This is a genomic window from Pseudarthrobacter sp. TRD_SC_9 (genome assembly GCF_055361265.1).
In genome coordinates this window covers 2,550,915-2,575,589 of record NZ_CM143956.1, presented here as the reverse complement: position 1 = coordinate 2,575,589, position 24,675 = coordinate 2,550,915, and the positions used below count along the sequence as shown (strand labels likewise).

The following is a 24,675-nucleotide window of genomic DNA, read 5'->3' as shown; positions in this document are numbered from 1 at the left end:
TGCTGGATGTTCGGCCCCGGGGCCTGAGTGGTTCATGGAAACTTCTCCGGCGGTCCCGACGTCCCAATCACAACCGTCCGGGGAAATTGTGAAGCCCCGGACTCTCAGCGAGTCGGTGGCATTGCTGGTCGACGGGAGCAGGCCATGGAACGCACTTGTGCTGGGAGATTCCACCGGCGATGAGGTCGGCGAATTTCCGTACGTTGCTGCTGAAAAACTCGGCCCCAAGTTCAGCCGCCCGGTAGCTGTACACCAGTGGATGGACGGCCGGGGGTACGCAGAAATTGTGGACGTCGCGGGGCCGGAAAACGCTCCCATCAATATCTGGAACGCCTCGGTTGCGGGCAGCGTGGGAAGTTACGCGGCCGCGAACCTGGAGGCAATGGCGCCGGCTGGCCTGGATCTCGTAATTGTCAACTACGGCCACAACTACTCTGGACCGGAGCAGGCAGAAGCGGGCTTTTCCAGTCTGCTGACGCTAATCGATGACAAGCTGGGGACCCCTCCGGTACTCATTGTGCTTCAGAATCCGCACCACCCGGAGACGGAGTCCAGCCGCGTTATCGGCGACAGGATCAGAAGTATGGCCAAGGCGGGCGGCTACGAAGTTGTAGATGTTTACCAAGCGTTCAAGGACGCCGGCGGATATGCCGCGTTGTTGAGCGATACTCTTCATCCGAACAAGGAAGGCAGCGATGTGTGGGGCAAGGCGCTGGTGGAGAAGTTGTCCTCGCCTTAGGTGCCCGATCCGTGATGAGTCTTGACGGTTGCTCATATTCTGCGGCAGCAGGCAAACACTTATCCACATCGTGCTACTTGCGACTTTGCCGTTCGCCTGCCGATCCCTAAGCTGTTGCCCAGTTGCCTTGTAAGAAGGCACCACGTATTGGGGAAAACATGGATGCGGTACGCATTGTTGAGGACGAAGTCCGTGAGCTGATCCGGCGTCGCGGGCTGGATCCTTCCAGGCAACACGGTGAGGTACGGCGCCTGGTTGAGGACGCCATCCACGACTACGACGAACGCGCGTTGCTGGGACCGCTGCCTCCGCTCGGTCCATTGGACGCGGCCCGTCGACTCGTGTTCGATTCTGTGGCCGGGTACGGGCCTCTCCAACCGCTGCTCGACGATCCGAGCATCGAAGAAATCTGGATCAACGCCCCCAACGAGATTTTTGTGGCCAGGAATGGTGAATCCGAGCTCACCTCACTGAACCTGACGGATCAGCAGGTCCGGGACCTCATCGAGCGCATGCTGAAGAGTTCGGGTCGCCGCCTGGACATGTCGTCACCTTTTGTAGACGCCGCGCTCCCGGACGGCTCCAGGCTCCACGTCGTCATCCCGGATGTGACCCGCAAGCACTGGGCCGTGAACATACGGAAGTTCGTGGTGAAGGCCAGTCGCCTGGAGCACCTGGTGGAGCTCGGGACGCTGACGCCGCAATCCGCGCGTTTTCTCGGCGCCGCCGTCGCCAGCGGTCTCAATATCCTCGTCTCCGGAGCCACCCAGGCTGGTAAGACCACCATGCTTAATTGCCTGGCGGCGAGCATAGGCAGCCGCGAGCGGGTCGTGACCGTCGAAGAGATCTTTGAGCTGCAGTTCCCACTCAGGGACGTGGTGGGACTCCAGTGCCGTCAGCCGAACCTTGAAGGTGAAGGCGAGATTCCGCTGCGCCGACTGGTCAAGGAAGCCCTTCGCATGCGGCCGGACCGCCTCGTCGTGGGAGAGGTCCGCGAAGCCGAAAGCCTGGACATGCTGATTGCCCTTAACAGTGGCCTTCCGGGAATGTGTACCGTCCACGCAAACTCCGCCCATGACGCGGTAACCAAGATCTGTACCCTTCCGCTGCTGGCCGGCGAGAACATTTCCAGTGCTTTCGTAGTTCCCACCGTCGCTTCTTGCATCGACCTCGTCGTTCACTGCAGCCGTTCAGCCAACGGGCGACGCCAGGTGACCGAGATCCTGTCACTGGGAAGGCGAGTGGAGAACGGCATTATTGAGTCTTCCATGGTGTTCGCCGTCGAAGACGGTCAGTTGGCCGCGAAGCCCAATTCCATGCCGTCGTCGGAGAAGTTCGCCCGCGCCGGTTATGACGTAGCCGCCCTCTTGGAACGCCACTGATGGCGCCGCTCCTGGGCATCCTCGCCGGGACCGGGTTGTTCCTGATCTGGTGGTCGTTCTGGGAAAGCCCGGCCAAGACCAAGCGCGCTCCACGGAACAGCAGAATTCAGGACCTGCTCCTGTCGGCTGGAATCGACCGTGTCAGCCCAGCCGGCCTGGTGGTGTCCTGCCTCGGCCTGGGCATCTTCGTTGCCTTGATCTTTTTCGCCTTCAGCCGGTCCTGGCCAATGTCCGGCTGCTTCGGACTGTTTGGCGGCTACCTCCCCATCGCCGTCATCCGCTGGCGTGCCCGCAAACGTGCCGCCGTGCTCCGGGAGCTATGGCCCGACGTCGTCGATCACCTTCGATCTGCGATCCGCGCCGGCCTGGCCCTTCCGGAAGCGCTGATCCAGTTAGGAGATAACGGGCCGGAGGAACTGCGTCCGGTGTTCCGGGACTTCGGGGCGGACTACCGGTCTGGCGGGCGCTTTGACGCAGCATTGGACGCCCTCAAGCAGCGACTGGCCGATCCGGTCGCTGACCGTATTGTCGAAGCGCTGCGCCTTACCCGGGAAGTCGGGGGCTCGGACCTTGGCAAGCTTCTGGGAATGCTCGGGGAGTTCCTGCGCGAGAGCTCCCGCACCAGAAGCGAACTGGAAGCAAGGCAGTCCTGGACGATCAACGCTGCGCGCCTGGCAGTGGCCGCACCGTGGATTGTGATGCTGCTGCTCGCCACCAGGCCCGAGGCGGTGGCCGCCTACAACACAGCGCTCGGGGCAGTGGTGCTGCTTGGTGGCCTTGCTGTTTCCCTTGTCTGCTATGCGATCATGCTCCGCATCGGCGCCCTGCCCCAGGAAGAAAGGGTCCTGCGTTGACAGCAATGACGGCCGCGGCCCTTGCCTGCGGCGTTGTCCTCGGTATCGGACTGTGGCTGATCCTCGCCCGACTGCCTTTTATGCGGCCTGTCAGCCTGACGGAGCGGATCGAACCGCAGCTCAAATCCCAGAATCTTGAGTCCCGGCTCCTCCGTCCCGGCGTGCAGAACGTAACGCCCTTCGGGCCCCTGGAACGAATCATGCGTCCGCTCATCAGAGACGCCGTCGCCGCACTGGGCAAATTCAATCTTGGTTCGCGGGCGCTGTCCCGGCGCCTCGCGCAGGCAGGCATCAACAAGTCCTCCTTTGATTTCCGGGCCGAGCAACTTCTCTGGGGTGTTGCAGGTTTTGTCATCACCATGGCCATGGTCATTCTCGGCGCCGTTGCCGGCAGATTCAGCCTGCTCCTGGCCGTGACGGTGGTCTTGGGTGGCGCGTTGGGCGGATTCCTGGGCCGCGACTACTGGCTTGGAATGCAAGTCCGCCGGCGCGAGGAGCGGATGATGGCTGAATTTCCCAGCCTGGCCGAGCTGATGGCCTTGGCTGTTGGCGCGGGGGAGAGCGCTGCCGGTGCCATGGAGCGGGTTTGCCGCAGCGCCCACGGCGAACTCTCGAAGGAGTTCGGCAAGGTACTCGCCGAAACCCGGGCCGGTAAACCCTTGGTTGAAGCACTGCAGGGGTTTTCTGCACGGACGGACCTGGGCCCGTTGATCCGCTTCGTCGACGGAATGGTGGTGGCAGTCGAACGAGGCACACCGTTGGCTGATGTCCTTCGCGCGCAGGCCCAGGACGTACGTGACATCGCGAAACGGGACCTCATGGAATCCGCAGGCAAGAAAGAGATTGCCATGATGGTTCCGCTGGTCTTTGGCGTACTGCCGCTCACCGTCATTTTTGCTGTTTTCCCCGGACTCGCTGCCATAAGCGTAGGGCTGTAATTTGGGCCCCGCCGCTGGCTGCTCTTCAACCATGAACACAAGAATCAAAGGAAGGTACTGACATGAAAATTGGAATACAGCTGATGGCATTCGTCCTCACCTCACAGGACACGGCTTCTTCTGCCGCGGCCGGCGTTGCCAACCGCCTGCGTGCGCGAAAAGGGGAGCACCCGGAACGCGGAGATGTACCGGGCTGGGTCATGATCACCCTGATGTCTGCGGTCCTGGTTGCCGGACTGCTCGCCATTGCAGGCCCTGCCCTTGAAACCATGTTCACCGACGCCATGGGCAGGGTAGGCAAGTAGAACATGATGCGCGACGCCGGTGGGGCGCCTGGCGGTCCTGTCTGCAGCGGACAGGAACGCGGATCTGCAGTGGTGGACTTTGTGATGGTCGGTGCCCTATTGACTGCGTTCTTTCTCGCCATCATCCAGCTGACGCTGGTACTCCATGTCCGCAACACCCTCATCGACGCCGCGTCGTCCGGTGCGCGATACGGAACCTTGGCCGACCGTACCGCCGGTGATGCGGAAGAACGCGCGGCTATGCTGATCAGTACAGCGCTGAACCCTGATTTTGCCCAGGACATCTCCACCTCCGAAGTGACCTTTGAAGGCTTCAGGACTCTGGAGGTTACGGTCCGGGCACCGCTTCCGGTCATTGGTTTCATTGGCCCCCAGGACATGCTGGAGGTGACTGGCCATGCTGCGATCCAGCCCTAAGGCACTCGCGCTCGTGCGGCGCCTTCAGGGTGCAGCCAGCCCGGACATCGACGGGCGGAACGGGAACTTCAACGGCAGCGGAGAACAGGGGAGTGCCGTCGTCGAATTTACTTTCCTGGCCTTGCTCCTGATGGTCCCCCTGGTCTATTTCATCGTCACCATGGGCCAGATCCAAGGCGGCGCCTTCGCGGTGGTCGGGGCAGCAGACCAGGCGGCGAAGGTCTTTGTGGCTCATGAGGATCCGGCTGCAGGGACACTCGCGGCCGAGCAGGCGGCCGTTCTCGCGCTCGCGGACTTCGGCCATGAAGCTGGGCGCGCCCAGGTAGTGGCGAGCTGTGACTCCGGTGATTGCACCACGGCCGGCTCCGCCGTGACCGTTACTGTCCGGCTCGACATCGACCTGCCGTTCCTCCCGTTTGGCGACTTGGGCATCCACGCCACCGAGGTGGATGCTTCCGCCACCCAGCTGATTGGCCGCTACCGATGAGCGAGGACAAGGGAAACAAGGCCGATGCAAGAATCCCCGGCGAGGACGGCCAGATCATGGTGATGATCATCGGCTACGTAACTCTCGCCTTGTTGGTGGCCACCGTGGTGATCGGGATCTCCAGTGTCTACATCGAACACAAGCGGTTGCTGTCAATGGCCGACGGCGCCTCGCTGGCTGCAGCGGACAGTTACACTCTGGGGCAACTGGACTCAGCCGGGGGAGCCCCCACGGCAGTCCTGCATAGCGAACGGGTCAAGAACGTCGCTGCCGACTACCTCGCCAGGAACCCGGCCTCGCAGCGTTTTGACAGGCTTTCCATCGTCACCTCCACCGGCAGTCCGGACGGTTCAACGGCCGTAGTTGTGCTGGCCGCAGCTGTCCACCCGCCCATCGTTAACTTCCTGGTGCCCGACGGGATCATTATCGAAGCAACCTCCACCGCCCGGTCCCGGCTCCTGCAATAAGCCCGGGCTGTGAACGTCAACAACGGGTTGGTGATCGGAGCCAGGTATTGCTGCAGTTGTACCTGTCTCGTACTGCGCTAAACCTACGTCGAAGGTCTCTAGGCCGGGCACGTTCACCGAAAAGGCACACGACCTTCCGATGGGAGCCGCCGGAAGGGGCTAATGTTGCCTCTGAATACCAGGCGCCGGACGGTCTCCCGGAACGCCCAACTACAGCTGGGGAAACGTGAAAAAATTTGCTGCACCGTCATTCGTCGGCATTCTCTGCGCTTTCGCGCTGGTCTCCTCATCTGCATCTGCGGGCGGTCTTCCTCTGCAACTGCCGGCCGGCAAGCCGCAAACCATCAGCCAGTTGAGTGCCGCGTCTGCTTCGCCAGCATTGACGTCTGCTTCGCCAGCATTCAACGATGCCGGAGCAACGGCTACCGCGGAGGCCGGCGATGAAGGAGTTCCTGCTCCATCCGTGGAGCCGGACATCGTGCAAGCGGAGAAAGCCCCGCAACCTTCCAGCGCACCCGTGACTGAACCCGTGGACAGCACACCGCCGGGAGCAGGAACCTTGCCATCCACTGATTCGGCCGGCACGGCGGTAGCTGAGGTTCTTTCGATTCCCCCGCTGCAGGCTCCCGACGCGGAACTGGAACCCGCGCCGGGCAGCCTCGCGGCACCGGAACCGGAACCGAAACCCGAGCCGACGGCGTTGCGCACCGAGGCGCTGGTCCGGGACAGCAACGCGGCAGCCATCCTCACCGTTTTCAACTCGATAAACGAGTACCGTGTTTCCCGCGGCTTGGCCAAGGTGAAGTACAACGCTACGGTGGCCGGCATGGCGCAGGAGTGGTCCGACAGCATCGCCAGTCGCGAGGTGATCGAGCACCGTGCAAATTTCTGGCAGGACCCCCGCGCGCTCAGTCCAAACAACGGCGCCGGTGAAGTCATCGCTATCCGCACGGACCGTGATGCCGCAATGCTCGTGGAGTGGTGGAAGGGATCGCCGGGTCACAACGCCATGCTGCTGGATCCGCGGTTCAACGTCATGGGTGCAGGCATCACCTACACAGACCGTCTTTACCAGATCTGGGGTGTGGTTAACTTCTTCGGTTACACCACGCTTCCTTCCGGCACTACCGATTCACCCGGCGGCAGCTCCACCGGCGGCGGTGCCTTGCCGGCTCCGCCGCCGACCATGTGCGACGCCTCCGCCAAGCACATGCCTCCTACGCTGGACCTGTCCTCAGCAGCCATTACAGGTCCAGGCGACCTGGTCATGGTGGACTCCTCCGGACAGGTCATTAACCGTCCGTCTGCGGGTGGGCGCACCTACGGCGCCCCAAGAATTATCGGCTCCGGCTTTTCCGGAGCCAAGGAAGTCTTCACGCTCGACTGGGACCGGGACGGTGCCTATGATCTCCTGACCCAGTGGACCAACGGCAATCTGACCCTCCACCGCGGCATCGCCGCAGGCGGATTCCACGCACCTGTCAGGTTGGGCACCGGCGGTTGGAACACGCTGACTTTGGCGGCGGGCACCTGGTGTGCCAACAACCGAATGCCGCAGATCCTCGCCCTTGACGCCAACGGAAACCTCTTCCTGTACCCCAACAAGGGCCTGGGCGACCTCGCGGCCAGGGTAACAGTTGCCACCGGGCTCACTGCTGCCAGGGTGTCCATGGTTGACTACGACGCGGACGGCTTCCAAGATCTCCTGGGCCTGCGCGCCGACGGGTCGGTACAGTTTTACCGCGGCCGGGGAACCACGGCGTTGCACGTCGCATCGCCACCTACTGTCGGTACTGGCTGGGGTGATGTCACGGGCATCAAGCCGTTGCGGGACGTCACGGGACTGAACTCCACCGGGCTGGCGCTCCGCCGGGCAGGGAACACCGTCCAGTACTGGGACCTTACCAGCGGCTGGCTGGCCGCGCCGTCGGACATTGCGGGGTCCTGGGCCGGGTCAAGACTGGCCCAGTAAACGGGATGATCCGCCCGGTCCCGGCTCCTGCAATAAGCATTGGTAATGTCCGCCGTCAGGGTCTCCTGACATGATGACGTAGGCTTAAACGACCATGGCCACTATTGATTTTTCTGCACAAATACGCGCCCTCCGCGCCACCTACACGTCGATTGAAAACGTCACCAACGTTGAAGCACTGAAGGAAGACATCGCTGAGCTCAGCGAACGGGCGGGTGAGCCGGACCTGTGGGATGACCCTGCAGCGGCGCAGATCATCACCTCCCGGCTGTCCCACCGCCAGTCCGAACTGGAGCGGCTCACCACTCTGGCCTCGCGGATTGACGATCTTGAAGTGCTCGTGGAACTGGGCCAGGACGAAGATGACGCCGACTCCATGGGGGAGGCCGCCGTCGAGCTTGAATCTATCCGCAAGTCACTCAAGGAACTTGAAGTGGTTACCCTGCTGTCCGGTGAATTCGATGAGCGCGAGGCAGTGGTGTCCATCCGTGCCGGCGCCGGGGGCGTTGACGCGGCGGACTTCGCCGAGATGCTGATGCGGATGTACTTGCGCTGGGCCGAACGCCATGGGTATCCCACTACGGTCATGGACACGTCCTATGCCGAAGAAGCCGGGCTGAAGTCTGCCACCTTCGAAGTCAAGGCGCCTTACGCCTATGGAACGCTGAGTGTTGAAGCCGGCACCCACCGGTTGGTCCGCATCAGCCCCTTTGACAACCAGGGCCGACGCCAGACCTCCTTCGCCGCCGTCGAAGTCATCCCGCTGATCGCGCAGACGGATCACATCGACATCCCTGACAATGAAATCCGCGTTGACGTGTTCCGGTCCTCCGGCCCAGGCGGCCAGTCAGTTAACACCACGGACTCTGCCGTCCGCCTCACGCACATCCCCACCGGGACGGTGGTGTCCATGCAGAACGAGAAATCCCAGTTGCAGAACCGTGCGGCCGCACTGCGTGTCCTTCAGTCCCGCCTCCTGATCCTGAAAAAGGAGGAGGAAGACGCGCAGAAGAAGGCTCTGGCCGGAGACGTAAAGGCGTCCTGGGGCGACCAAATGCGCTCCTACGTCCTGAACCCGTACCAGATGGTCAAGGACCTGCGCACCGAACACGAGGTTGGCAACACTTCCGCAGTGTTCGACGGCGAAATCGACGACTTCATTGACGCCGGCATCCGCTGGCGTACTGACAACCGCAACGCCACGGAGTAGTACGGAAACAGGTACCTACCCGGTAGGTACAATCCGCGACACGCGGTCCCCGGCCCATGGTTTCGGCAGGGCCGCTGCGTATAGTCGAGGTGCCGGAGCCCTACTTCCCCCCAAACGAAAGCCCGCGCACCGGTTGCAGGTATGGGCTGAATCAGCTTGCCTGCAGGGTCTATAGGGCCATGATCCGATTCGAAAATGTCACCAAGGTGTACGACCAGAAAGCGCGCCCCGCGCTGGACGCTGTCACCCTTGAAATCGACCGCGGCGAATTCGCGTTCCTCGTGGGCGCGTCCGGCTCCGGCAAGTCCACCTTCCTGCGCCTCGTTCTGAAAGAGGACCGTGCCTCCTCCGGTGCCGTTTACGTCGCCGGCCAGAACGTTGCCAAGATTTCCAGCTGGCGGGTGCCGCGCCTTCGCCGCGGAATCGGCGTCGTCTTCCAGGACTTCAGGCTCCTTCCGCAGAAAAACGTCTTTGCCAACGTCGCTTTCGCCATGCAGGTTATCGGCAAAAGCCGAAGCGTCATTCGGGACACCGTGCCGGAAGTGCTCAAGACCGTAGGCCTCGAGGGCAAGGAACACCGCATGCCGCACGAGCTCTCCGGCGGTGAGCAACAGCGCGTGGCCATTGCCCGCGCCATCGTTAACCGGCCGGGCATCCTGCTCGCTGATGAGCCCACCGGAAACCTGGACCCCACCACGTCGCTGGGAATCATGAAAGTTTTGGACAAGATCAACCAAAACGGCACCACCGTGGTGATGGCCACCCACGATGACGACATCGTCAACACCATGCGCAAGCGCGTGGTGGAACTGCAGAACGGCCAGATCATCCGCGACGAGGCCCGGGCTCTCTACACCTCGATGATTCCTGTTGTGCAGCCGGTTGCCGCCGGGGAGGCCAGGCCATGAGGCTCGCGTTCATCCTTGGTGAGATCGGCAGCGGGCTTCGCCGCAACCTCTCCATGGTGGTTTCCGTCATTCTGGTCACCTTTGTATCCCTGACGTTCGTCGGGGCCGCGGGGATGCTGCAGCTGCAGATCAATCAGATGAAGGGCTACTGGTACGACAAGGTCCAGGTAGCTATTTTTCTCTGCAGTGACGGTTCGACGGCGGCGGGTTGCGCCACCGGGCCGGTCACCGACGAACAGCGGGACAATCTGCAGGCCCTGCTGGAGTCGCCGGCGGTCAGCCAGTACGTCAACAACTTCGCGTTCGAGTCCCAGGACGACGCCTACAAGCACTTCAAGGAACAGTTCTCCAATTCGCCGATTGTGGATTCGGTGACTCCTGACCAGTTGCCGTCATCTTTCAGGATCAACATGCAGGACCCTGAGAAGTACCAAATCATCAGCGAGACCTTTTCGTCGCAGCCGGGCGTCGAGACTGTCATCGACCAGCGCCAGCTCCTGGAACGGCTGTTCTCAGCTATGAATGCTGCTTCGCTCGTCGCAGTCATCATTGCCGGTGTCATGATCGTCTGTGCCATCCTCCTGATCGCCACCACCATCCGGCTTTCTGCCTTCAGCCGCCGCCGTGAAACCGGGATTATGCGGCTGGTGGGTGCCTCAAAGACCGTGATCCAGCTGCCGTTCATCCTCGAAGGTGTCATTGCGGCTGTCATCGGCGCCGCTTTGGCCTCCGTTACGCTGTGGGCTGTCGCGCACTTCTTCCTGGGGGAGTTCCTGTCAAGGCAGTACCCGGATACCGCCTTTATTTCACCGGCCCAGACATTGATTCTGACCCCGGCTCTGCTGATCCTGGGAGCAGGGCTGGCCGGCATTTCGTCCCTGCTGACGCTCCGCAAGTACCTGAGGGTGTAGCCCGTGCGCACCAGCGAAGGATTTTTCATGACCCCCAAACCCCCAAAGCAAACACGTCTGCGCACTTCACGCCGTGGGACGGCAATCACCAGTGGCTTGCTCGCGCTACTTCTGACAGCCAGTCTGGGGGCGGCGGCGCCCATGGCCTCCGCAGATGAACTGGACAACCGTAAGGCTGCGCTGGAGGCAGAGGCCACGCGTGTGCAGCAATCCCTTGAGTTTGTTGACGCGAACATTGCCAAGGCCGCCGGCGAGCTGGTGCTGTACCAGGGACAGCTGCCGGGCGCGCAGCAGGCACTGCTGGACGCCCAGGGCCGGGTTGCCTCGGCAGTCAAGGAATCCGAAGCGCTGGCCGCCCGGGTGAACCTTGCACAGCAGAACCGTGCCAAGATCGCCGGGCAGCTGGAATCCGACAACCAGAAGATCGCGGAAACCAAAAAGCTGATCGGCCAGATCGCCACCCAGGCTTATAAGTCCGGCGGCGTTCCATCGAACCTGGCCCTCTTCTTCGGCTCCGAAGACGGCGGCAGCCTCACGGACACGATTGACCTCGCAGACCAGGCCATGCGCAGCCAGAATGCGGCAATGGACAAGCTGACCCAGCAGAGTGCCACCAACGTCAACTCCCAGGCAAGGCTGGAGGCCGTTGAGGCCGAGATCAAGGACTTGAAGGCGAAGGCAGATGAAGCTCTGGTCCGGGAAAAGGCAGCGCGTGACGAAGCTGCGGCACAAAAGGCCCATGTAGACCAGCTCATTGCAGATACCACCCGGCTGAACAGCGAACTCCAGGCGGCCAAGCCTGTGATTCAGGGCCAGCTGGCTGCTGTCGAGGCGAGCCAGAACGCGCTGGCGGCAGAAATCGCTGAACGGGACCGTAAGCTGCGCGAGGCCTGGGAAGCTGAGCAGCGCCGGATTGCCGAAGCCGCAGCGGCTGCGGCACGGGCCCAGGCGGAACAACAGGGTCGACCGGCACCACCGGCACAGGCCTATGTCCCCCCCGTTCAAGGTTCGCCATCAGCCTTTGGCCTGCAGCATCCCTTTGCCAGCAATGTCCCGATCACTTCCGGTTTCGGCTGGCGCGCCACGCCGCCGGGCAGCATCGATTTCTACGGTACCGGCGGCTATGTCCACACCGGCATCGACTTTGGGGCACCCTGCGGTACCCCCGTGTATGCGGCGGCTGCCGGTGAGGTGTTCTCCTCCGGCTGGAGCTCCGCCGATGGTGGCGGCTGGCGGGTGAAGCTGTCCCACGGAGTGGTGCAAGGGAACTCGCTCACCACCATCACTTATCACAACTCAAGCATTGTGGTGTCCAACGGCCAGCGGGTAGCCCAAGGCCAGCTGATCGCCTACTCGGGGAACACCGGCAACTCCACCGGCTGCCACGCCCACTTCGAAACCTGGCTGAACGGGGCAGCGGTGGACCCGATGCGGCTGCTTTAGGCCAGCGCGCCGGCTGCCGTACACTGGTATGATCCTTCGCCAATCGGCGAAGCCGACGTAATTTTCGGATTGAGGAGTTTCACCGTGCCCAAAGAAAGTGGCCGGAAAGTTGTGGCCACCAACCGCAAGGCCCGGCACGACTACCATGTGATGGACACCTACGAGGCCGGCATTGCCTTGATGGGGACCGAGGTGAAGTCGCTCCGTGAGGGACACGCCTCGATGGTCGATGGCTTCTGCACCTTCTACAACGATGAGTTGTGGATGGAAGGCATCCATATTCCCGAATACAACCAGGGGAGCTGGACCAACCATGCCGCGCGCCGCCGTCGCAAGCTCCTGCTCCACCGGGACGAACTGACCAAGATCTCGCACAAAACCCGGGAATCAGGCTTCACCATCGTTCCGTTGCAGCTGTACTTCGTCGATGGCCGCGCCAAGGTGGAAATCGGCGTGGCCCGCGGTAAGCGCGAATACGACAAGCGCCAGACGCTGCGCGAGCAGCAGGACAAGCGCGAGGCGCTTCGCGTGATGCGTGAGCGGAACCGCGGCTAAGCGCAGCATCGCAGGGGGCATGCTTTTCGCCGAATGAATTTCGGAAAGCATGCGCTACACTAAGTAGTCCGGAAGGGAACCGGAGGAGCTTGCTCCACCTGACCCGCCGGGAGATGCCTGGCAACAGGCTGATTGATAACAAAATACGGGGATGATCGGTTTCGACGATGTTAGTCGCGACAGGTGAAGCGGGCCGAGGATGCAGAATTATCTCGTAAACGCTGTCTGCAAAAAAATAATCGCCAATTCAAAACGCGATGACTTTGCTCTTGCTGCCTAAGCAGTAAGACAGTCCGTCAGCCCGAGGTTGCTATTGCCCCGGATGCTGGCGTCATTTAGATAGCCACTGCTGTTTACCCCCGTCATCGGGGTGAACGGGACTCTTAGATGACTGGGCCCGGATCAGCCAATTGTTCGCAAGATGGCTGGGGCCGAGAAAATCCAACGCGAACTGCGCCCGGAGAAGCCCTGACAACACGACATCGGACGGGGGTTCAATTCCCCCCATCTCCACAAAGCTACCCCTGGATCCCAGTGATCCAGGGGTTTCTTTTTGCGAAGACCCCGCGCTCCTTACTTGGGAACCTCGACGTCCACGATTCCCACAAAACGGCTGCCCACGCCGTCAAACTCACTGCGCACAAAGCCTGGCTGCAGGGCCGGAAGGTCCTGCGGCGAGTGGTGCTCACAGATGACATAAGTGAACTCCGGCCACCACTTCTTGGGCCGGGCCGCCTCCGAGTAGCCGCAAACAGTACAGGTCAGGTGGACCCAGACAGGGCGTTTGCCGGTACGGTTTGCCCGCGACTGGACCAGCCACGCCGGGGGATTGTTGAACAATTCATCCAGTTCCTCACGGCTCACGCGCGGGGGGACTCCATGGCGATGCGCCATTTCCAGGGGAATATCAAGGGCAATAGCCACGTCACGTCTGCTGATCATCACCATCAACCATACGGGAGTCCGGGCTGTGCGCGGGCCGTGGGCTGCATTGCGCTGAACGGCGAGGCTTAACCCACCAGTGCCATGCCGGCTGCCGCTGCACATAAACCCAAGACGAGGTTGGCGGTTACGTTCATGACAGCCGCACCGTATCTGCACTCGCCGAACAGCCTGACCGTGGCGGTGGTCCAGGAACTGAAAGTGGTCAAACCGCCGGCAAGCCCCACAGCCAGCCCTGACTGCCACTCGCCGGCGGGCAGCGCGGCAGTACCTCCCAGAGCCATCCCTATCACCACACAGCCCGTCACATTCACAACAAGAGTTGCCCATGGCCAGTGCCGCCGGACGGTCCTACCGTCCGGACGCTGAATCTGGGCAGCTCCTGGCGCACGGTTTGCAAACCAACTGTCGACGGCGAAGCGCAGTAATGCGCCCAGCATGCCCAGGGCGCCCACCAGGACAGCCGCCGTCATCTTTTGCTTCCGTCCGTCCGCAGCATGCCGACGGGTACTGCATGGCCGATCCGCCACCCGGCCGCAGCCGCACCGAGGCCCAAAACCAGGGACAGCACCAGGTACCCGAGCATGGGCAGGTAGGCCCCGCTCAATGCGAGCGAGTTAAGGGTGTAGGCGACTGCGGAGAACGTGGTGAAGGATCCCAAAAGCCCGGGGCCGAGCCCGGCCCGAAGCCAGAACGAGGTGTGTGGCCGGGCCATCCATAGGGTGGTGAGGAACGCCAGGACAAAGCTGCCCGCCACATTTACCACCAGCGTTGTCCATGGGATGGTGCCCGCCTGCTCTGGAAACAGCAGGCTCAGTCCATAGCGGAGTTCGGTGCCTGCGATACCGCCGGCCGCTACCGCAAGCCATGCCTTGGGCGTTGGCCAGCGGGCGGGCATCACCCTGCCGTCCCCACCAGGCAGCCCTGATGGGGTGCATCACTGTGTACCCAGAGCGCAGAGGCAACTTCCTCGGGGAGGTCGAAATCGCGGTATTCCCCGCGGCTGCCAATTCGGACTATCAAGGCCCCGCCGAACGGTTTCCGGCCCACCACCTCAACATCGGAATCGAGGTTGATGTTTTCGGCTGCCAGATAGCGGAGCAACTCAGGGTTGTCGTCGCTGATCCGGGTGATCCGGCCGCTATGACCGGCATCGAGCTCGTTCATCAAAAGAGCCTTGGGCATCCTGACAAGTCCGTCGGCGCCGGGAATGGGATCGCCATGGGGATCCCGGTCCGGGTTGCCCAGTTTGGCCGCCATGCGCTCAATGAAAGTGTCAGAGACAGCGTGCTCCAGCTGCTCAGCTTCGTCGTGCACCTCGTCCCAGCTGTAGCCCAGCTCGCGGACCAGGTAGGTTTCGATCAGCCGGTGCCGCCGGACCATGGACAAAGCCAGCCGCAACCCTTCCCCGGTGAGGGTGATGGCGCTGTAAGGCTGGTGGTCCACCAGGCCCTGGTCCTTGAGTTTGCGGACCATCTCGGAAACCGAGGAGTTGGCTACGCCCAGCCGCTGTGCCAGCTGGGAGGACGTGATGGGCTTGTCCTGCCATTCGGTAAAGGAGTAGATAACCTTGACGTAGTCCTCGATGGACGATGACGGCGCGGTGGGTTTCACGGGATCAAGCCTACTCTTCCGGGCCTGCCATCAGGCCTTGATGGCACGCCAGGCCTGCGTTACATAGGGAAGGCCCAGCACGTCGTCGCGGGAATGTCCCAGGTGTTCGTGCAGGTACCAGTCCAGGTTGGCCAGCACTTTGGTGCGGGTGGCATCGGCAGCGGCGAGGTAGTAGCTCCTGGACTTGGTCAGCTCAACGATGTCCTGCGTGGTCAGGGCATCCTCCCAGCGGACCTGCCGGCCCTCAAGGTCCCGGAACTCGCGGCCCACGGCCGGCCGGAAATCCGGCTTGAGGACGTCGCCGGCGTGCATGATGCGGGAAAGCCGATGGACCCAGGGGACAGTGGTATCCAGCTGATTCCAGATCAGGGCAAGTGTTCCCCCCGGCCGCAGGATGCGGGCGGCCTCCGTGCTTGCCGCCACGGCATCCACCCAATGCCAGGCCTGCGCCGCACTCACGACGTCGAAAGCCAGGTCCGGCAGGCCGGTGGCTTCTGCCGGTCCAAGGCACGCCAATGCTCCCCGGCAGGACCGGTGCAGTTGGGCCAGCATGTCGGCGGAAGGATCAACAGCGGTGACCTGTAGTCCCCGTTCCAGCAGCAGGGCCGTGAATTTTCCCGTTCCTGCGCCAATGTCAACGACGTCCCGCGCCGCCGCCGGAATCAGCCAGTCAACGGCCGCCGATGGATAACCGGGCCGGACGCGGTGGTAGTGCTCGCCGCCGTCCCGGAAGCTTTGGCCAAGTTCCCGGCGTCGGCCTTGCTCCAGCTTGGGTCCGCCCCGTGCCAACGGATGTCTCCTTCGTGCTTGACTAAACTGCCAGTCCTACGAATTTACCGCAGGCCGGTGCTGCAGTTCAGTCAACGGAGCAGGGCGCTGCTCCCGCTGTGCCGGGGGTGTTGGGTGCCCAGTGCGGATAGGTGCGGGAGTCGTTAGCGGGAACCCAGCGGCCCGAATCCACCACATAGTCCCAGCCCAGCCCCGTGCTGCGGAGCGCATCAATACCGGCAACAAGGCGTTCGGCGTCCTCCAGCCGGGAACCGAGCCCGAAGCTGGCCCTCAACGAGCCCGAGGGCAGGCCAAGGCGCTTGAGCAGGGGGTGGGCGCAGAACCGGCCGTCGCGCAGCCCAACGCCATGCTCTGCGGACAGGTATGCAGCCACCAGTCCGGCGTCGTAGCCTTCCACGGAGAAATTCACGACGCCGATTGTGTCAGCGCTGTCCTCGAAGATGTGGTGAACGGTGACACCGTCGATCGCCTTCAGGCCCTGAACAAGGTGCTCCCGGATGGCAGCCTCGTGCGAGCTCACCAGCGCAGGGTCGATGGCAGCCAACACCTGGGTGGCGCGGGCAAGGGTGGCAGCGCCAAGGACGTTGGGGGAGCCGCCCTCATGCCGGGCAGGTCCTGTGGTCCAGCTGACACCATCGAGCCGGGCCTCGCTGACTGCTCCGCCGCCGGCGAGGTGAGGGGTGCCCGCGTCGAGCCAGTCCGGCCGGCCGATCAGGACGCCCGAACCGAACGGTGCGTACAGTTTGTGGCCGGAGAAGGCGAGGTAATCGACGTCGGACGTTTCAATGTCGATCCGGCGGTGCGGCGCCAGTTGCGCAGCGTCCACCACGATCCTGGCACCGTATTCGTGCGCCAGCGCGGCGAGTTCGGTGATAGGCAGGACTTCACCGGTGACGTTGGAGGCGCCGGTGACGGCAAGAAGGCTGACGTCGCCCTGGGCCAGTTCGTGCCGGAGCGCTTCGATGGTGCCGGCAATGGTGTGCCCGGCCACCACGCTGCGGTGCGGGACACCCTGCCAGGGAAGGAGGTTGGCATGGTGCTCGATGTCCAGGTACAGGACTTCGCCTACGGTCCGGCCATCCACTACCGGCAGGCAGCCAGCCAGCAGGTTCAGGGAGTCAGTAGTGTTCCGGGTAAAGATGACGGCGTCGTCGGACCGCCCTCCCAGGAAGTCGCGGACGATGTTGCGGGCATTCTCGTAGACCGAGGTGCTGATCTGCGAGGCATAGCCGGCACCCCGATGGACACTCGCGTAGTACGGCAGGATCTCGTTCAGGTAGGCCGAAACCACCGACAAGGCGGGGGCAGAGGCGCCATAGTCGAGGTTGGCATAGCGTACGTGACCGCCCTGGATCAGCGGAGCCTGGATCTCGGCGCCGGTGACGGCGGCCAGCGGGCGCGCAGCCAGGGAGTTGCTAACGGGGGAAAAGGTGACAGCAGTCATGGGTCCTCACAAACTCAGGATGCCCAATGCAGGGAATCCGCGCTTGCCGTGTCCGCTCCGGACCGGCCCGGTCGTCACCCGGGGCACCCCACCGCGAATGGAGGGTTGCCGGCCAGCAAACCGGGGTTTAGCGCTGGCACTCGTGACCTGTAAGAAGACTAGAACAACGGCCAGCCGGGTAAAAACCCCGGCTGGCCGTTGGCCGCTTTATTACCGTGTTTGTTACGGGATTTTACGAGCGCCAAGTGCCTCAGAGGAGGTCGTCGACGTCGGGATTCAGACGCTTGAGGACTTCAGAGTGCAGGATCGAGTTGGTGGCCAGCGCATTTCCACCGAACGGACCGTCTTCACCCTCCAAGGAGGTGAACCGGCCACCCGCCTCGACGACGAGCGGGACCAGAGCGGCCATGTCGTAGAGATTAAGTTCGGGTTCGCACGCGATGTCCACAGCGCCCTCGGCAACCATGCAGTAGGACCAGAAGTCACCAAAGGCCCGCGTCCTCCAGACATCCTCGGTCAGTGCCAGGAACTCGTTCAGGTTGCCGCGCTCCTTCCAGCCGCCCAGGCTCGAGTAGGACAGCGAGGCGTCCGCGAGCGTGGAAACGTTGGAGACGCGCAGCCGCGTTGCGGAAGCGAGGGAGCGGCCCATGTACGCGCCCGCTCCCTTGGCGGCCCACCAGCGCTTGCCCAGGGCCGGAGCACTAACAAGGCCTACAACGGGCTCACCATCATCAACCAGGGCAATAAGCGTGGCCCAGACCGGGACGCCACGGACAAAGTTCTTCGTCCCGTCAATGGGATCAATGATCCAGCGCCGGGAGCCGTGCCCACTGCTGCCGAACTCCTCACCCAGTACAGCGTCACGGGGCCGGGAGCGCGAAAGCTGTCCCCGGATGGCTTCTTCAGCCGCTTTGTCCGCATCCGTAACGGGTGTCAGGTCCGGCTTGGTCTCGACCTTAAGGTCCAGGGCCTTGAACCTGCTCATCGTCTGGTCATCGACCGAATCGGCCAGTACGTGGGCAAGGCGCAGGTCATCGTTGTAGCTCGAAGAGGGTTGGATCATGGTTACAAGCTACCGGCAAAATGAGGGCGAACCCGGGAGATTGCGATCGGCGGCATCAGCCGACGCTCCCCAGCTCCTTGGATTCCTGGCCCTCCAGGCGTGGGTCGACGCCCAGCAGGCGCCGTAGGGACGCCAACCGGGCGGGCCCGGATGGTCCGGCCAGGCCGGCTGCAACATAGGGGTCCAGGCCGCAATCAGTGGTGTCCCTGTGTTTGCAGCCACGGCCACACCCTTCGGTGCCGGGTTCAAGATCGGGGAAAGCGGTGAGGATGCGGTCCGGATCAACGTGGGCGAGCCCAAAGGAACGGATACCAGGAGTGTCAATGATCCAGCTCCCGGGCGGGGCGTCGGCGAGCTTTAGCGCCAACGCCGAGGACGATGTATGGCGTCCGCGGCCCGTGACCGCGTTTACGCCGCCGGTGGCGCGCTCAGCGCCCGTGAGGGCGTTGACCATGGTGGATTTGCCGACTCCGGAGTGCCCCAGCATTACCGTCACTTTGCCGTCCAGATGGGCGCGGAGTTCAGCGACTGCCCTTTTATCCAGTTTGGCTGAGAGCCCGTCATCGGATCGGGCATCGATTCCGGAGGCATCGGTGTCGGCTGTGCGGCTGATGATCACCGGGAAGTCCAGGTGCTCGTAGTTGGAGAGCAGCCCGGCAGGATCCTTGACGTCGGCTTTGGTGACCAGCAGAAGGGGGTCGATTCCGGCGTCGTAGGCGGCCACGAGGGCGCGGTCGATGAACCCGGTCCGTGGTTCTGGATTGGCGGAAGCAACCACCACTACCAGCTGGTCCGCGTTGGCCACCACGGCGCGTTCAATGGGGTCGGTATCGTCAGCGCTGCGACGCAGCAACGTGTGGCGGTCCTGGATCCTGACCAGCCGGGCCAGGGTATCCGGGAGGCCTGACACGTCGCCGACCAGCGACACGAAGTCCCCGGCCACTACGGGTGAGCGTCGGAGTTCGCGGGCGCGGGCGGCGATCACCACCCGTTCCGCGGGTAAGCCCTCCTCAACGACCGCTGTGTACCGGCCGCGGTCCACTGTGATGATCCTGCCCGTAACTGCGTCATCATAGCTGGGGCGGTCCTTGGTGCGCGGCCTGGACCCCTTCTTGCTGGGACGGATCCGTACGTCGGACTCGTCCCAGGAGTCAGTCCTTCGGGGCACCGGTGCGCCCTCCCGGGTGGCTGCTGCCGCCTTGCTGCCCGGCAGACTTGCCCAGCATATCGGCCCAAAGTTCCGGGAAGTCCGGCATGGTCTTGGCGGTGGTGCCGATGTCCTGGACTTGTACACCCTCGACAGCCAGGCCCAGGATGGCGCCTGCAGTCGCCATCCGATGGTCCGCGTAGCTTTGGACCAGTCCGCCGTGCAAGGCGGCCGGCCGGAGGACAAGTCCGTCGCTGGTTTCCTCGGCGTCGCCGCCCAGCCGGTTGATTTCCGTGACCAGGGCCTTCAGCCGGTCTGTTTCGTGACCTCGCAGGTGCGCGATGCCCGTCAGCCGCGAAGGGCTGGCTGCCAGCGCGCACAGAGCTGCCACAGTGGGTGCAAGCTCGCTGGTTTCGTCGAAGGTGCCGCCCTTGATCTCCGACCCGCCGGTCACCGTCAGGACTCCTGACTCGTACGTGACGTCCGCGCCCATGGCTGTGAGGATGCTCCGCCACATATCGCCGACCTGCGTGGTGTGTGCAGGCCAGTCCGGGATGCGGACCGTGCCACCGGTGGCCAGTGCTGCCGCCAGGAAGGGGCCTGCATTGGAAAGGTCCTGCTCAATGCGTTGGTCGAAGGCGCGGATAGGTCCCGGCGCGACGATCCAGTGGTTGGGTACTGAATCATCGACGGAAACACCTACGCTGCGCAGGGCCGTTACCGTCATGGTGATGTGGTCAAGGCTGGGCACCGGCTTGCCCACATGCTCCAGGTGAAGCCCCTCAGTAAACCTGGCGCCAACCAGGAGCAGGGCAGAAACGAACTGCGAGGACGCGCTGGCGTCAATGACAAGGTGCCCGCCACGCACCTCTCCGTCGCCCTCTACAACAAATGGCAACGACGACGGCGTTCCCCCATCAGGTGCCCCGACGGCAACTCCGAGCGCGGACAGTGCCTTGATGATCGTTCCCATGGGCCGTTCACGGGCGTGGGGATCGCCGTCGAACAGGGTTGTTCCATGACGGAGGGCAGCAAGCGGCGGAACAAACCGCATGACCGTTCCGGCCAAGCCGCAATCGATGGTGGAGGCTAGGGCGGGGGCGGAAGGGCTGAACGGTGTGATTTCCAGGTCAGGCCCAAATACGCCTTCGCCGGGGATCTCGGTGACTGTAGCGCCGAGCTGCCGTAAGGCTTCCACCATTAGCGCGGAATCCCGGGAGTGCAGCGGAGCGCGGAGACGGGATGGCCCGTCAGCCAGAGCGGCCAGGACCAGGAACCGGTTGGTCAGGGACTTGGAGCCGGGAACCTGCACCGTGGCGTCCACGGGGGCCGTTGCGAACGGCGCGGGCCAGTGGCCCTGAAGGGCAGTAGTGCTGGAAACTGAGGCAGAGCCGGACATGCGGTGTTATGCCCCCGCGACCTGGGTTGCAGCCCGGCGAACGACCTTGTCGGCCTTGCTCCACTGCTTCCCGGTGGTCTTCTTGACATCGGCGCTCAAGTGGCCTGCCGCCTTCTTCGCGTCTGCGGCCAAGTGCTCTGCGCGCCACGCAAGGCTGGGCTTGCCGTTGGTGTCTACGGCAGCCAGCAGCACGCCACCGCTCAGGGAGAGATTCTTGAGCAGCTGACGGCGCCGTGCGTTGCGGCCGTCCTTATTGCTGATGTCGGCGCTGCGCCACTCGACGAAGGTGTTGAGTGCGGAGACCAAAACAAGGATTCCGGCGGAAAGGCGTGAAAACTTGCCCAACCCGAAGAGGACGCCCGCGCCCACCTGCGTGCCGCCGATAACACGGGCAAGCGTTTTATCGCTGGTGGCGAAAGGCAGCGAATCGGAGGCCCGGCGCAGGAGCGGAGACAACTGCTGCGCGGTGTCGTCGGCGTTCTTGAGCTTATCCATGCCGGCAGCGACAAAGCTGGAGGCGAGCATGGGCCGGGCGAGAAAGCGGATTACGGACATGTTGTTCCTCCTGGCTGAACGAACCGCATCGATCGCGGCGGAATCCTTCCTAGTCTTACACTTTTGGGGAATATTTGCCCACGGCGCGGGGTTGTGGAGTTCGAAGCCGGGAACCGAAGCCGGCGGCCAAGAGACTGTGGAGCGGAGTTGGACTTTTTGACGTTGTTGAAGCCGACGGGGACGGAAGTATCAGGACCCTTGCACCTCACCACTGCGGATTTCGATCCTGGCACAGCCGCACCGGAGTACGGCCTGCGGCCCTCAAGCCGTGCCGCAGTAGACTTGGATGCGATGAGTACCTTGGATCCGGCCTCAACGGCCATGTACGAAGCTGCGGGCAGCGATGCCGGCAGCAAAGCGAGCCCGGCACCTGCCGCTCCGGACCTTCAGGAGCCCACACCGCAGGGGGAGGACGCCGTAGGGCAGGGCGAAGAAGCCGCGATTTACGGCGATTCCGGTCCGGACGTCGACGTTGCCTCCGAAACCGCCGAGGACCGTCGTGCCCGGTTTGAACGGGACGCCATGCAGTACGTGGATCAGCTCTATTCGGCTGCTATGCGGATGGCGCGGAATCCTGCGGATGCCGAAGACCTGGTGCAGGAGGCCTACACGAAGGCTTTTTCTGCGTTCCACCAGTACAAGCCCGGCACAAACCTGAAAGCCTGGCTGTACCGGATCCTCACCAATACGTACATCAACCTCTACCGCAAGCGGCAACGCGAGCCACTGCAGTCCAACTCGGACACCATTGAGGACTGGCAGTTGGCGCGTGCCGGCTCGCACACCTCCGCTGGGCTGCGGTCGGCTGAAGCGGAGGCGTTGGACCACCTTCCGGACTCTGACGTCAAGCGGGCGCTGCAGGCGATCCCCGAGGAATTCCGCCTGGCGGTCTACTTCGCGGATGTTGAGGGCTTTGCCTACAAGGAAATATCGGACATCATGAACACCCCCATCGGCACCGTCATGTCCCGGCTGCACCGCGGCCGGAAAATGCTTCGCGACATGCTCGCCGACTACGCCGCGGAACGCGGATTCAAATCAGCAGGCGGGCCCAGCAATGAGGCCGCAGGGACACAACAGGAGAATAAGAAATGAGCGACTGCCAGGGATTGGGCGATTGCGACGACACCCGGATGCAACGCATCTATGAGTACCTTGACGGGGCGCTGACCCATGAGGACTTGGGTGAGATCAAGCAGCATCTGGACGATTGCCCGGAATGCGCGGAGCAATACGACCTCGAATGCGTCATCCGCAACCTGGTCAAGAGGTCTTGCACCGAAGCTGCGCCGGAGAACCTCAAAAACGCCATCCTGGACCGTATCCACTCGATCCGCCCCGTGGAAGCCTGACCAGGCTGCCGGCCTAAAACCAAGCGCCCCGGAACCGAAGAGGTTCCAGGGCGCTTTGCTTTAAGCCGTTATCCCAAGCGTTAGCTTAGGTGTTGGGGCGCTTCCCGTGGTTCGCGCCGCCACGCTTACGGTCACGACGCTTGCGTGCTCGCTTGCTCATAGCTGGCCTCCTTAATGTTGTACTCAAAAGAGCTGCCCTCAAGTCTCCCACATCAAGCGGCGGGCTGCGAACCGCGACACCGGTGTCAGTCCCGCAATGACCAGCGGCTCTACGATGCTGGTCCCGGTGCGTGCAGGAACGAAACGGTGCCTGATACGGAGTTGGTCCGGGCCAGCAGCAGTTGGGCGTCCGGGCCGGCAATGGTCTGGAGTTTGCCACCTGCGGGGTCGTACGTCGCGTCGTCGATGACGACGTTGCCGCCGGGGGAGTTCGCCACAAGGTCGACGCCGAGGTCAGCCGGGAGCCGGACGGTCAGGTCACCGGATACCGAATTTGCGCCAAAATCCTCAGTGAAACCGAGAAGCTCGAACGTCATGTTTCCGCTGACTGTGTTGGCCCGGATATGGCTGAAATGTCCGGAGGCGGCCACTTCACCGGAAATGCTTTTGGCGGTCAGGACTCCGTCGTGGTTCCTTATGGTGATACCACCGCTGACTGTATTGACGTGTAAGTCGCCGCCGGTTTCTTCAATAGTGAGGCTCCCGGAGACTGTGTTGAGCTTCGTATGGGCCCGGGTACCACGGACATGGCCCACGCCGCTAACAGTCCCGGCTTCAATTTCGGCAGATTCCGGGATAACAACGCTGATGATGGCCGAATTCGAGCTACTGGTATTGACGCTCTGCATCAGGCTGCGAAGCCAGCCGTGCGGACCATGCGGCTGTTGCCGGATCTCCAACTTGCCGCCGCTGAGCGTGACAGTGAGCGGATCCCCATGAATGTCGCTGACCTCGATCCGGGCCCGTTCGTCTGATCCAGGGGCGACCTCGAACCGGCCGCCGAACATACCCAGCTTAAGGCTGTTGACCTCGTCAATGTCGATTGTCTGCGGATCTGTAACAGTCCAGGTCTGCTCGGTCATGCTTCCTCCGGTTATCGCGATAGATCGTGACAGTTACTTCACGCTACTCCGTGGCTTCAAGGCCCAGCCACTGGAACCAGCCCCTGTGCAGGACAAGCCACGCCATGAGGCCATATCCGGCCTGTCCCGGGCTGCCGCTGTTGGCTGCGAGGTCCTGGCGCCACTGTTCATGATTCACCAGCGGTGAGAAAGTATCCACGTAAAGATGTTTCCGGCGGGTGGTGACATCAGCGAAAGCGGTGTTCAGATCGTCCAGCCTGCGGTTCTGCGCCGGATCCAGCGTGGGCGGCGGACCTACGACAAATACCTCGATGCGGTTTTGGGAAGCGGAGTCCAGGATGTTGGCGAGGTTGAGACGGCTCCGCGCCGTCGACAGGCCGAACTCGATGTCACGGCCGGATAACCCGATAACCAGACGGTTCTCGTGGTTGTCGCCGAACCGCCTCCCGGCCTCTTTCAGCCAGCGTTCGGCCAGACCCTCTGTGCCCTCCTCAGGGCAGGGGAGGGAATAGGTTTCCAGCGTCATGTTCTCTTGTGGAGTGCGGGCCAGGACACGGCCCAGCCAGCCGAGCGCCCTGGGATCACCCAGTCCGGCCAGCAGTTCATCTCCTACAGCTGCAATACGCAGCTTCCTGTCTTCCACAAGTGCCTCTTAACTTCGGTGTTTTGCTTCTCTGCCTGCCGGTAAATACCTGAGGTG

29 protein-coding genes, 1 other RNA gene and 1 riboswitch are annotated in these 24,675 nt (G+C 62.9%); of the genes, 17 read left to right on the top strand and 13 right to left on the bottom strand.

The window, feature by feature from the left end:
* Positions 1 to 88 precede the first annotated feature (88 nt).
* From ACWA13_RS12025 to ssrA, 15 genes are all read left to right on the top strand, one after another.
* Positions 89 to 739, top strand: coding sequence for an SGNH/GDSL hydrolase family protein (locus tag ACWA13_RS12025; protein WP_463934383.1), 651 nt, complete (start codon positions 89 to 91; stop codon positions 737 to 739).
* Positions 740 to 897: 158 nt separating this feature from the next.
* On the top strand, positions 898 to 2,121 hold the full coding sequence (locus ACWA13_RS12020) for a CpaF family protein (protein WP_463934382.1): 1,224 nt from the start codon (positions 898 to 900) through the stop codon (positions 2,119 to 2,121).
* Complete coding sequence (locus ACWA13_RS12015) at positions 2,121 to 2,975, top strand: type II secretion system F family protein (RefSeq protein WP_463934380.1); 855 nt, start codon at positions 2,121 to 2,123, stop codon at positions 2,973 to 2,975. The genes ACWA13_RS12020 and ACWA13_RS12015 overlap by 1 nt, the downstream gene beginning before the upstream one ends.
* Positions 2,972 to 3,913, top strand: coding sequence for a type II secretion system F family protein (locus ACWA13_RS12010; RefSeq protein WP_463934378.1), 942 nt, complete (start codon positions 2,972 to 2,974; stop codon positions 3,911 to 3,913). Before ACWA13_RS12015 ends, ACWA13_RS12010 begins: the two co-directional genes overlap by 4 nt.
* A gap of 62 nt (positions 3,914 to 3,975) precedes the next feature.
* A complete protein-coding gene (locus ACWA13_RS12005) occupies positions 3,976 to 4,218 on the top strand; it encodes a hypothetical protein (RefSeq protein ID WP_463934377.1) in 243 nt (80 codons plus the stop codon).
* Positions 4,219 to 4,221: 3 nt separating this feature from the next.
* Complete coding sequence (locus tag ACWA13_RS12000) at positions 4,222 to 4,635, top strand: TadE/TadG family type IV pilus assembly protein (RefSeq protein ID WP_463934375.1); 414 nt, start codon at positions 4,222 to 4,224, stop codon at positions 4,633 to 4,635.
* Positions 4,616 to 5,122, top strand: coding sequence for a hypothetical protein (locus tag ACWA13_RS11995; RefSeq protein ID WP_463934374.1), 507 nt, complete (start codon positions 4,616 to 4,618; stop codon positions 5,120 to 5,122). Before ACWA13_RS12000 ends, ACWA13_RS11995 begins: the two co-directional genes overlap by 20 nt.
* Entirely contained in the window at positions 5,119 to 5,589 is a 471-nt protein-coding gene (locus ACWA13_RS11990) for a Tad domain-containing protein (protein WP_463934373.1), read from the top strand. The genes ACWA13_RS11995 and ACWA13_RS11990 overlap by 4 nt, the downstream gene beginning before the upstream one ends.
* Before the next feature lie 226 nt (positions 5,590 to 5,815).
* Entirely contained in the window at positions 5,816 to 7,561 is a 1,746-nt protein-coding gene (locus tag ACWA13_RS11985; protein WP_463934371.1) for a CAP domain-containing protein, read from the top strand.
* 94 nt (positions 7,562 to 7,655) lie between these two features.
* Positions 7,656 to 8,771: a peptide chain release factor 2 gene (gene prfB, locus ACWA13_RS11980; protein WP_463934369.1), complete on the top strand. Its 1,116-nt coding sequence runs from the start codon at positions 7,656 to 7,658 to the stop codon at positions 8,769 to 8,771.
* Between the two features lie 179 nt (positions 8,772 to 8,950).
* Positions 8,951 to 9,679 (top strand): cell division ATP-binding protein FtsE, encoded by a 729-nt coding sequence (gene ftsE, locus ACWA13_RS11975; RefSeq protein WP_463934367.1) that lies wholly within the window; start codon positions 8,951 to 8,953, stop codon positions 9,677 to 9,679.
* Positions 9,676 to 10,590: a permease-like cell division protein FtsX gene (gene ftsX / locus ACWA13_RS11970; RefSeq protein WP_463934365.1), complete on the top strand. Its 915-nt coding sequence runs from the start codon at positions 9,676 to 9,678 to the stop codon at positions 10,588 to 10,590. Before ftsE ends, ftsX begins: the two co-directional genes overlap by 4 nt.
* Positions 10,591 to 10,617: 27 nt before the next feature.
* Entirely contained in the window at positions 10,618 to 12,033 is a 1,416-nt protein-coding gene (locus ACWA13_RS11965; RefSeq protein WP_463934363.1) for a peptidoglycan DD-metalloendopeptidase family protein, read from the top strand.
* Positions 12,034 to 12,117: 84 nt separating this feature from the next.
* Positions 12,118 to 12,588 (top strand): SsrA-binding protein SmpB, encoded by a 471-nt coding sequence (gene smpB, locus ACWA13_RS11960; protein WP_463934361.1) that lies wholly within the window; start codon positions 12,118 to 12,120, stop codon positions 12,586 to 12,588.
* A gap of 147 nt (positions 12,589 to 12,735) precedes the next feature.
* Positions 12,736 to 13,104, top strand: a transfer-messenger RNA (tmRNA) gene (gene ssrA / locus ACWA13_RS11955).
* A 57-nt stretch (positions 13,105 to 13,161) separates the two neighbouring features.
* Here the strand turns inward: ssrA and ACWA13_RS11950 are convergent.
* The 10 genes from ACWA13_RS11950 to ACWA13_RS11905 all read right to left on the bottom strand — a co-directional run bounded on the left by ACWA13_RS11950 (position 13,162) and on the right by ACWA13_RS11905 (position 21,541).
* Positions 13,162 to 13,530, bottom strand: coding sequence for a hypothetical protein (locus ACWA13_RS11950; RefSeq protein WP_463934359.1), 369 nt, complete (start codon positions 13,528 to 13,530; stop codon positions 13,162 to 13,164).
* Positions 13,531 to 13,598: 68 nt separating this feature from the next.
* Complete coding sequence (locus tag ACWA13_RS11945; RefSeq protein ID WP_463934357.1) at positions 13,599 to 14,003, bottom strand: fluoride efflux transporter FluC; 405 nt, start codon at positions 14,001 to 14,003, stop codon at positions 13,599 to 13,601.
* Entirely contained in the window at positions 14,000 to 14,428 is a 429-nt protein-coding gene (locus tag ACWA13_RS11940; protein ID WP_463937918.1) for a fluoride efflux transporter FluC, read from the bottom strand. The genes ACWA13_RS11945 and ACWA13_RS11940 overlap by 4 nt, the downstream gene beginning before the upstream one ends.
* A complete protein-coding gene (locus ACWA13_RS11935) occupies positions 14,428 to 15,144 on the bottom strand; it encodes a metal-dependent transcriptional regulator (RefSeq protein WP_463934355.1) in 717 nt (238 codons plus the stop codon). Before ACWA13_RS11935 ends, ACWA13_RS11940 begins: the two co-directional genes overlap by 1 nt.
* A 30-nt stretch (positions 15,145 to 15,174) precedes the next feature.
* Positions 15,175 to 15,933 (bottom strand): class I SAM-dependent methyltransferase, encoded by a 759-nt coding sequence (locus ACWA13_RS11930; RefSeq protein ID WP_463934353.1) that lies wholly within the window; start codon positions 15,931 to 15,933, stop codon positions 15,175 to 15,177.
* A 67-nt stretch (positions 15,934 to 16,000) separates the two neighbouring features.
* Positions 16,001 to 17,377: an aminotransferase class V-fold PLP-dependent enzyme gene (locus ACWA13_RS11925; RefSeq protein WP_463934351.1), complete on the bottom strand. Its 1,377-nt coding sequence runs from the start codon at positions 17,375 to 17,377 to the stop codon at positions 16,001 to 16,003.
* A 34-nt stretch (positions 17,378 to 17,411) separates the two neighbouring features.
* Positions 17,412 to 17,525: riboswitch (SAM riboswitch) on the bottom strand.
* Positions 17,526 to 17,627: 102 nt separating this feature from the next.
* Positions 17,628 to 18,440, bottom strand: a complete 813-nt coding sequence (gene hisN, locus ACWA13_RS11920) for a histidinol-phosphatase (protein WP_463934349.1) — start codon at positions 18,438 to 18,440, stop codon at positions 17,628 to 17,630.
* A 55-nt stretch (positions 18,441 to 18,495) separates the two neighbouring features.
* Positions 18,496 to 19,608 (bottom strand): ribosome small subunit-dependent GTPase A, encoded by a 1,113-nt coding sequence (gene rsgA / locus ACWA13_RS11915; RefSeq protein ID WP_463934347.1) that lies wholly within the window; start codon positions 19,606 to 19,608, stop codon positions 18,496 to 18,498.
* Positions 19,592 to 20,986 carry a 3-phosphoshikimate 1-carboxyvinyltransferase gene (gene aroA, locus ACWA13_RS11910; RefSeq protein WP_463934345.1) on the bottom strand — a complete coding sequence of 465 codons (1,395 nt, stop codon included), beginning with the start codon at positions 20,984 to 20,986 and terminating at the stop codon, positions 19,592 to 19,594. Before aroA ends, rsgA begins: the two co-directional genes overlap by 17 nt.
* Before the next feature lie 6 nt (positions 20,987 to 20,992).
* Entirely contained in the window at positions 20,993 to 21,541 is a 549-nt protein-coding gene (locus ACWA13_RS11905) for a DoxX family protein (protein WP_463934343.1), read from the bottom strand.
* Positions 21,542 to 21,832: 291 nt separating this feature from the next.
* On the opposite strand from ACWA13_RS11905, the gene ACWA13_RS11900 reads away from it, so the two are divergent.
* Both ACWA13_RS11900 and rsrA read left to right on the top strand, forming a co-directional pair.
* Positions 21,833 to 22,636, top strand: coding sequence for a sigma-70 family RNA polymerase sigma factor (locus ACWA13_RS11900; protein ID WP_463934341.1), 804 nt, complete (start codon positions 21,833 to 21,835; stop codon positions 22,634 to 22,636).
* Positions 22,633 to 22,893 (top strand): mycothiol system anti-sigma-R factor, encoded by a 261-nt coding sequence (rsrA, locus tag ACWA13_RS11895; RefSeq protein ID WP_463934340.1) that lies wholly within the window; start codon positions 22,633 to 22,635, stop codon positions 22,891 to 22,893. The genes ACWA13_RS11900 and rsrA overlap by 4 nt, the downstream gene beginning before the upstream one ends.
* A gap of 85 nt (positions 22,894 to 22,978) precedes the next feature.
* On the opposite strand, the gene ACWA13_RS11890 is transcribed toward rsrA, so the two are convergent.
* From ACWA13_RS11890 to ACWA13_RS11880, 3 genes are all read right to left on the bottom strand, one after another.
* Complete coding sequence (locus ACWA13_RS11890) at positions 22,979 to 23,053, bottom strand: 50S ribosomal protein bL37 (RefSeq protein WP_369299106.1); 75 nt, start codon at positions 23,051 to 23,053, stop codon at positions 22,979 to 22,981.
* Between the two features lie 109 nt (positions 23,054 to 23,162).
* Complete coding sequence (locus tag ACWA13_RS11885) at positions 23,163 to 23,975, bottom strand: DUF4097 family beta strand repeat-containing protein (protein WP_463934339.1); 813 nt, start codon at positions 23,973 to 23,975, stop codon at positions 23,163 to 23,165.
* 43 nt (positions 23,976 to 24,018) lie between these two features.
* Complete coding sequence (locus ACWA13_RS11880) at positions 24,019 to 24,618, bottom strand: GDSL-type esterase/lipase family protein (protein WP_463934337.1); 600 nt, start codon at positions 24,616 to 24,618, stop codon at positions 24,019 to 24,021.
* Between the last annotated feature and the right edge of the window lie 57 nt (positions 24,619 to 24,675).

What these genes read in the sequence shown, in the direction of transcription:
- ACWA13_RS12020 (WP_463934382.1), top strand. Translation starts at nt 898, where the DNA reads ATGGATGCGGTACGCATTGTTGAGGACGAAGTCCGTGAGCTGATCCGG.
- ACWA13_RS12015 (WP_463934380.1), top strand. Translation starts at nt 2,121, where the DNA reads ATGGCGCCGCTCCTGGGCATCCTCGCCGGGACCGGGTTGTTCCTGATC.
- ACWA13_RS12005 (WP_463934377.1), top strand. Translation starts at nt 3,976, where the DNA reads ATGAAAATTGGAATACAGCTGATGGCATTCGTCCTCACCTCACAGGAC.
- ACWA13_RS12000 (WP_463934375.1), top strand. Translation starts at nt 4,222, where the DNA reads ATGATGCGCGACGCCGGTGGGGCGCCTGGCGGTCCTGTCTGCAGCGGA.
- ACWA13_RS11995 (WP_463934374.1), top strand. Translation starts at nt 4,616, where the DNA reads ATGCTGCGATCCAGCCCTAAGGCACTCGCGCTCGTGCGGCGCCTTCAG.
- ACWA13_RS11990 (WP_463934373.1), top strand. Translation starts at nt 5,119, where the DNA reads ATGAGCGAGGACAAGGGAAACAAGGCCGATGCAAGAATCCCCGGCGAG.
- prfB (WP_463934369.1), top strand. Translation starts at nt 7,656, where the DNA reads ATGGCCACTATTGATTTTTCTGCACAAATACGCGCCCTCCGCGCCACC.
- ftsE (WP_463934367.1), top strand. Translation starts at nt 8,951, where the DNA reads ATGATCCGATTCGAAAATGTCACCAAGGTGTACGACCAGAAAGCGCGC.
- ftsX (WP_463934365.1), top strand. Translation starts at nt 9,676, where the DNA reads ATGAGGCTCGCGTTCATCCTTGGTGAGATCGGCAGCGGGCTTCGCCGC.
- ACWA13_RS11965 (WP_463934363.1), top strand. Translation starts at nt 10,618, where the DNA reads ATGACCCCCAAACCCCCAAAGCAAACACGTCTGCGCACTTCACGCCGT.
- ACWA13_RS11950 (WP_463934359.1), bottom strand. Translation starts at nt 13,530, where the DNA reads ATGATCAGCAGACGTGACGTGGCTATTGCCCTTGATATTCCCCTGGAA.
- ACWA13_RS11945 (WP_463934357.1), bottom strand. Translation starts at nt 14,003, where the DNA reads ATGACGGCGGCTGTCCTGGTGGGCGCCCTGGGCATGCTGGGCGCATTA.
- ACWA13_RS11940 (WP_463937918.1), bottom strand. Translation starts at nt 14,428, where the DNA reads ATGCCCGCCCGCTGGCCAACGCCCAAGGCATGGCTTGCGGTAGCGGCC.
- ACWA13_RS11925 (WP_463934351.1), bottom strand. Translation starts at nt 17,377, where the DNA reads ATGACTGCTGTCACCTTTTCCCCCGTTAGCAACTCCCTGGCTGCGCGC.
- hisN (WP_463934349.1), bottom strand. Translation starts at nt 18,440, where the DNA reads ATGATCCAACCCTCTTCGAGCTACAACGATGACCTGCGCCTTGCCCAC.
- aroA (WP_463934345.1), bottom strand. Translation starts at nt 20,986, where the DNA reads ATGTCCGGCTCTGCCTCAGTTTCCAGCACTACTGCCCTTCAGGGCCAC.
- ACWA13_RS11905 (WP_463934343.1), bottom strand. Translation starts at nt 21,541, where the DNA reads ATGTCCGTAATCCGCTTTCTCGCCCGGCCCATGCTCGCCTCCAGCTTT.
- ACWA13_RS11900 (WP_463934341.1), top strand. Translation starts at nt 21,833, where the DNA reads ATGAGTACCTTGGATCCGGCCTCAACGGCCATGTACGAAGCTGCGGGC.
- rsrA (WP_463934340.1), top strand. Translation starts at nt 22,633, where the DNA reads ATGAGCGACTGCCAGGGATTGGGCGATTGCGACGACACCCGGATGCAA.
- ACWA13_RS11885 (WP_463934339.1), bottom strand. Translation starts at nt 23,975, where the DNA reads ATGACCGAGCAGACCTGGACTGTTACAGATCCGCAGACAATCGACATT.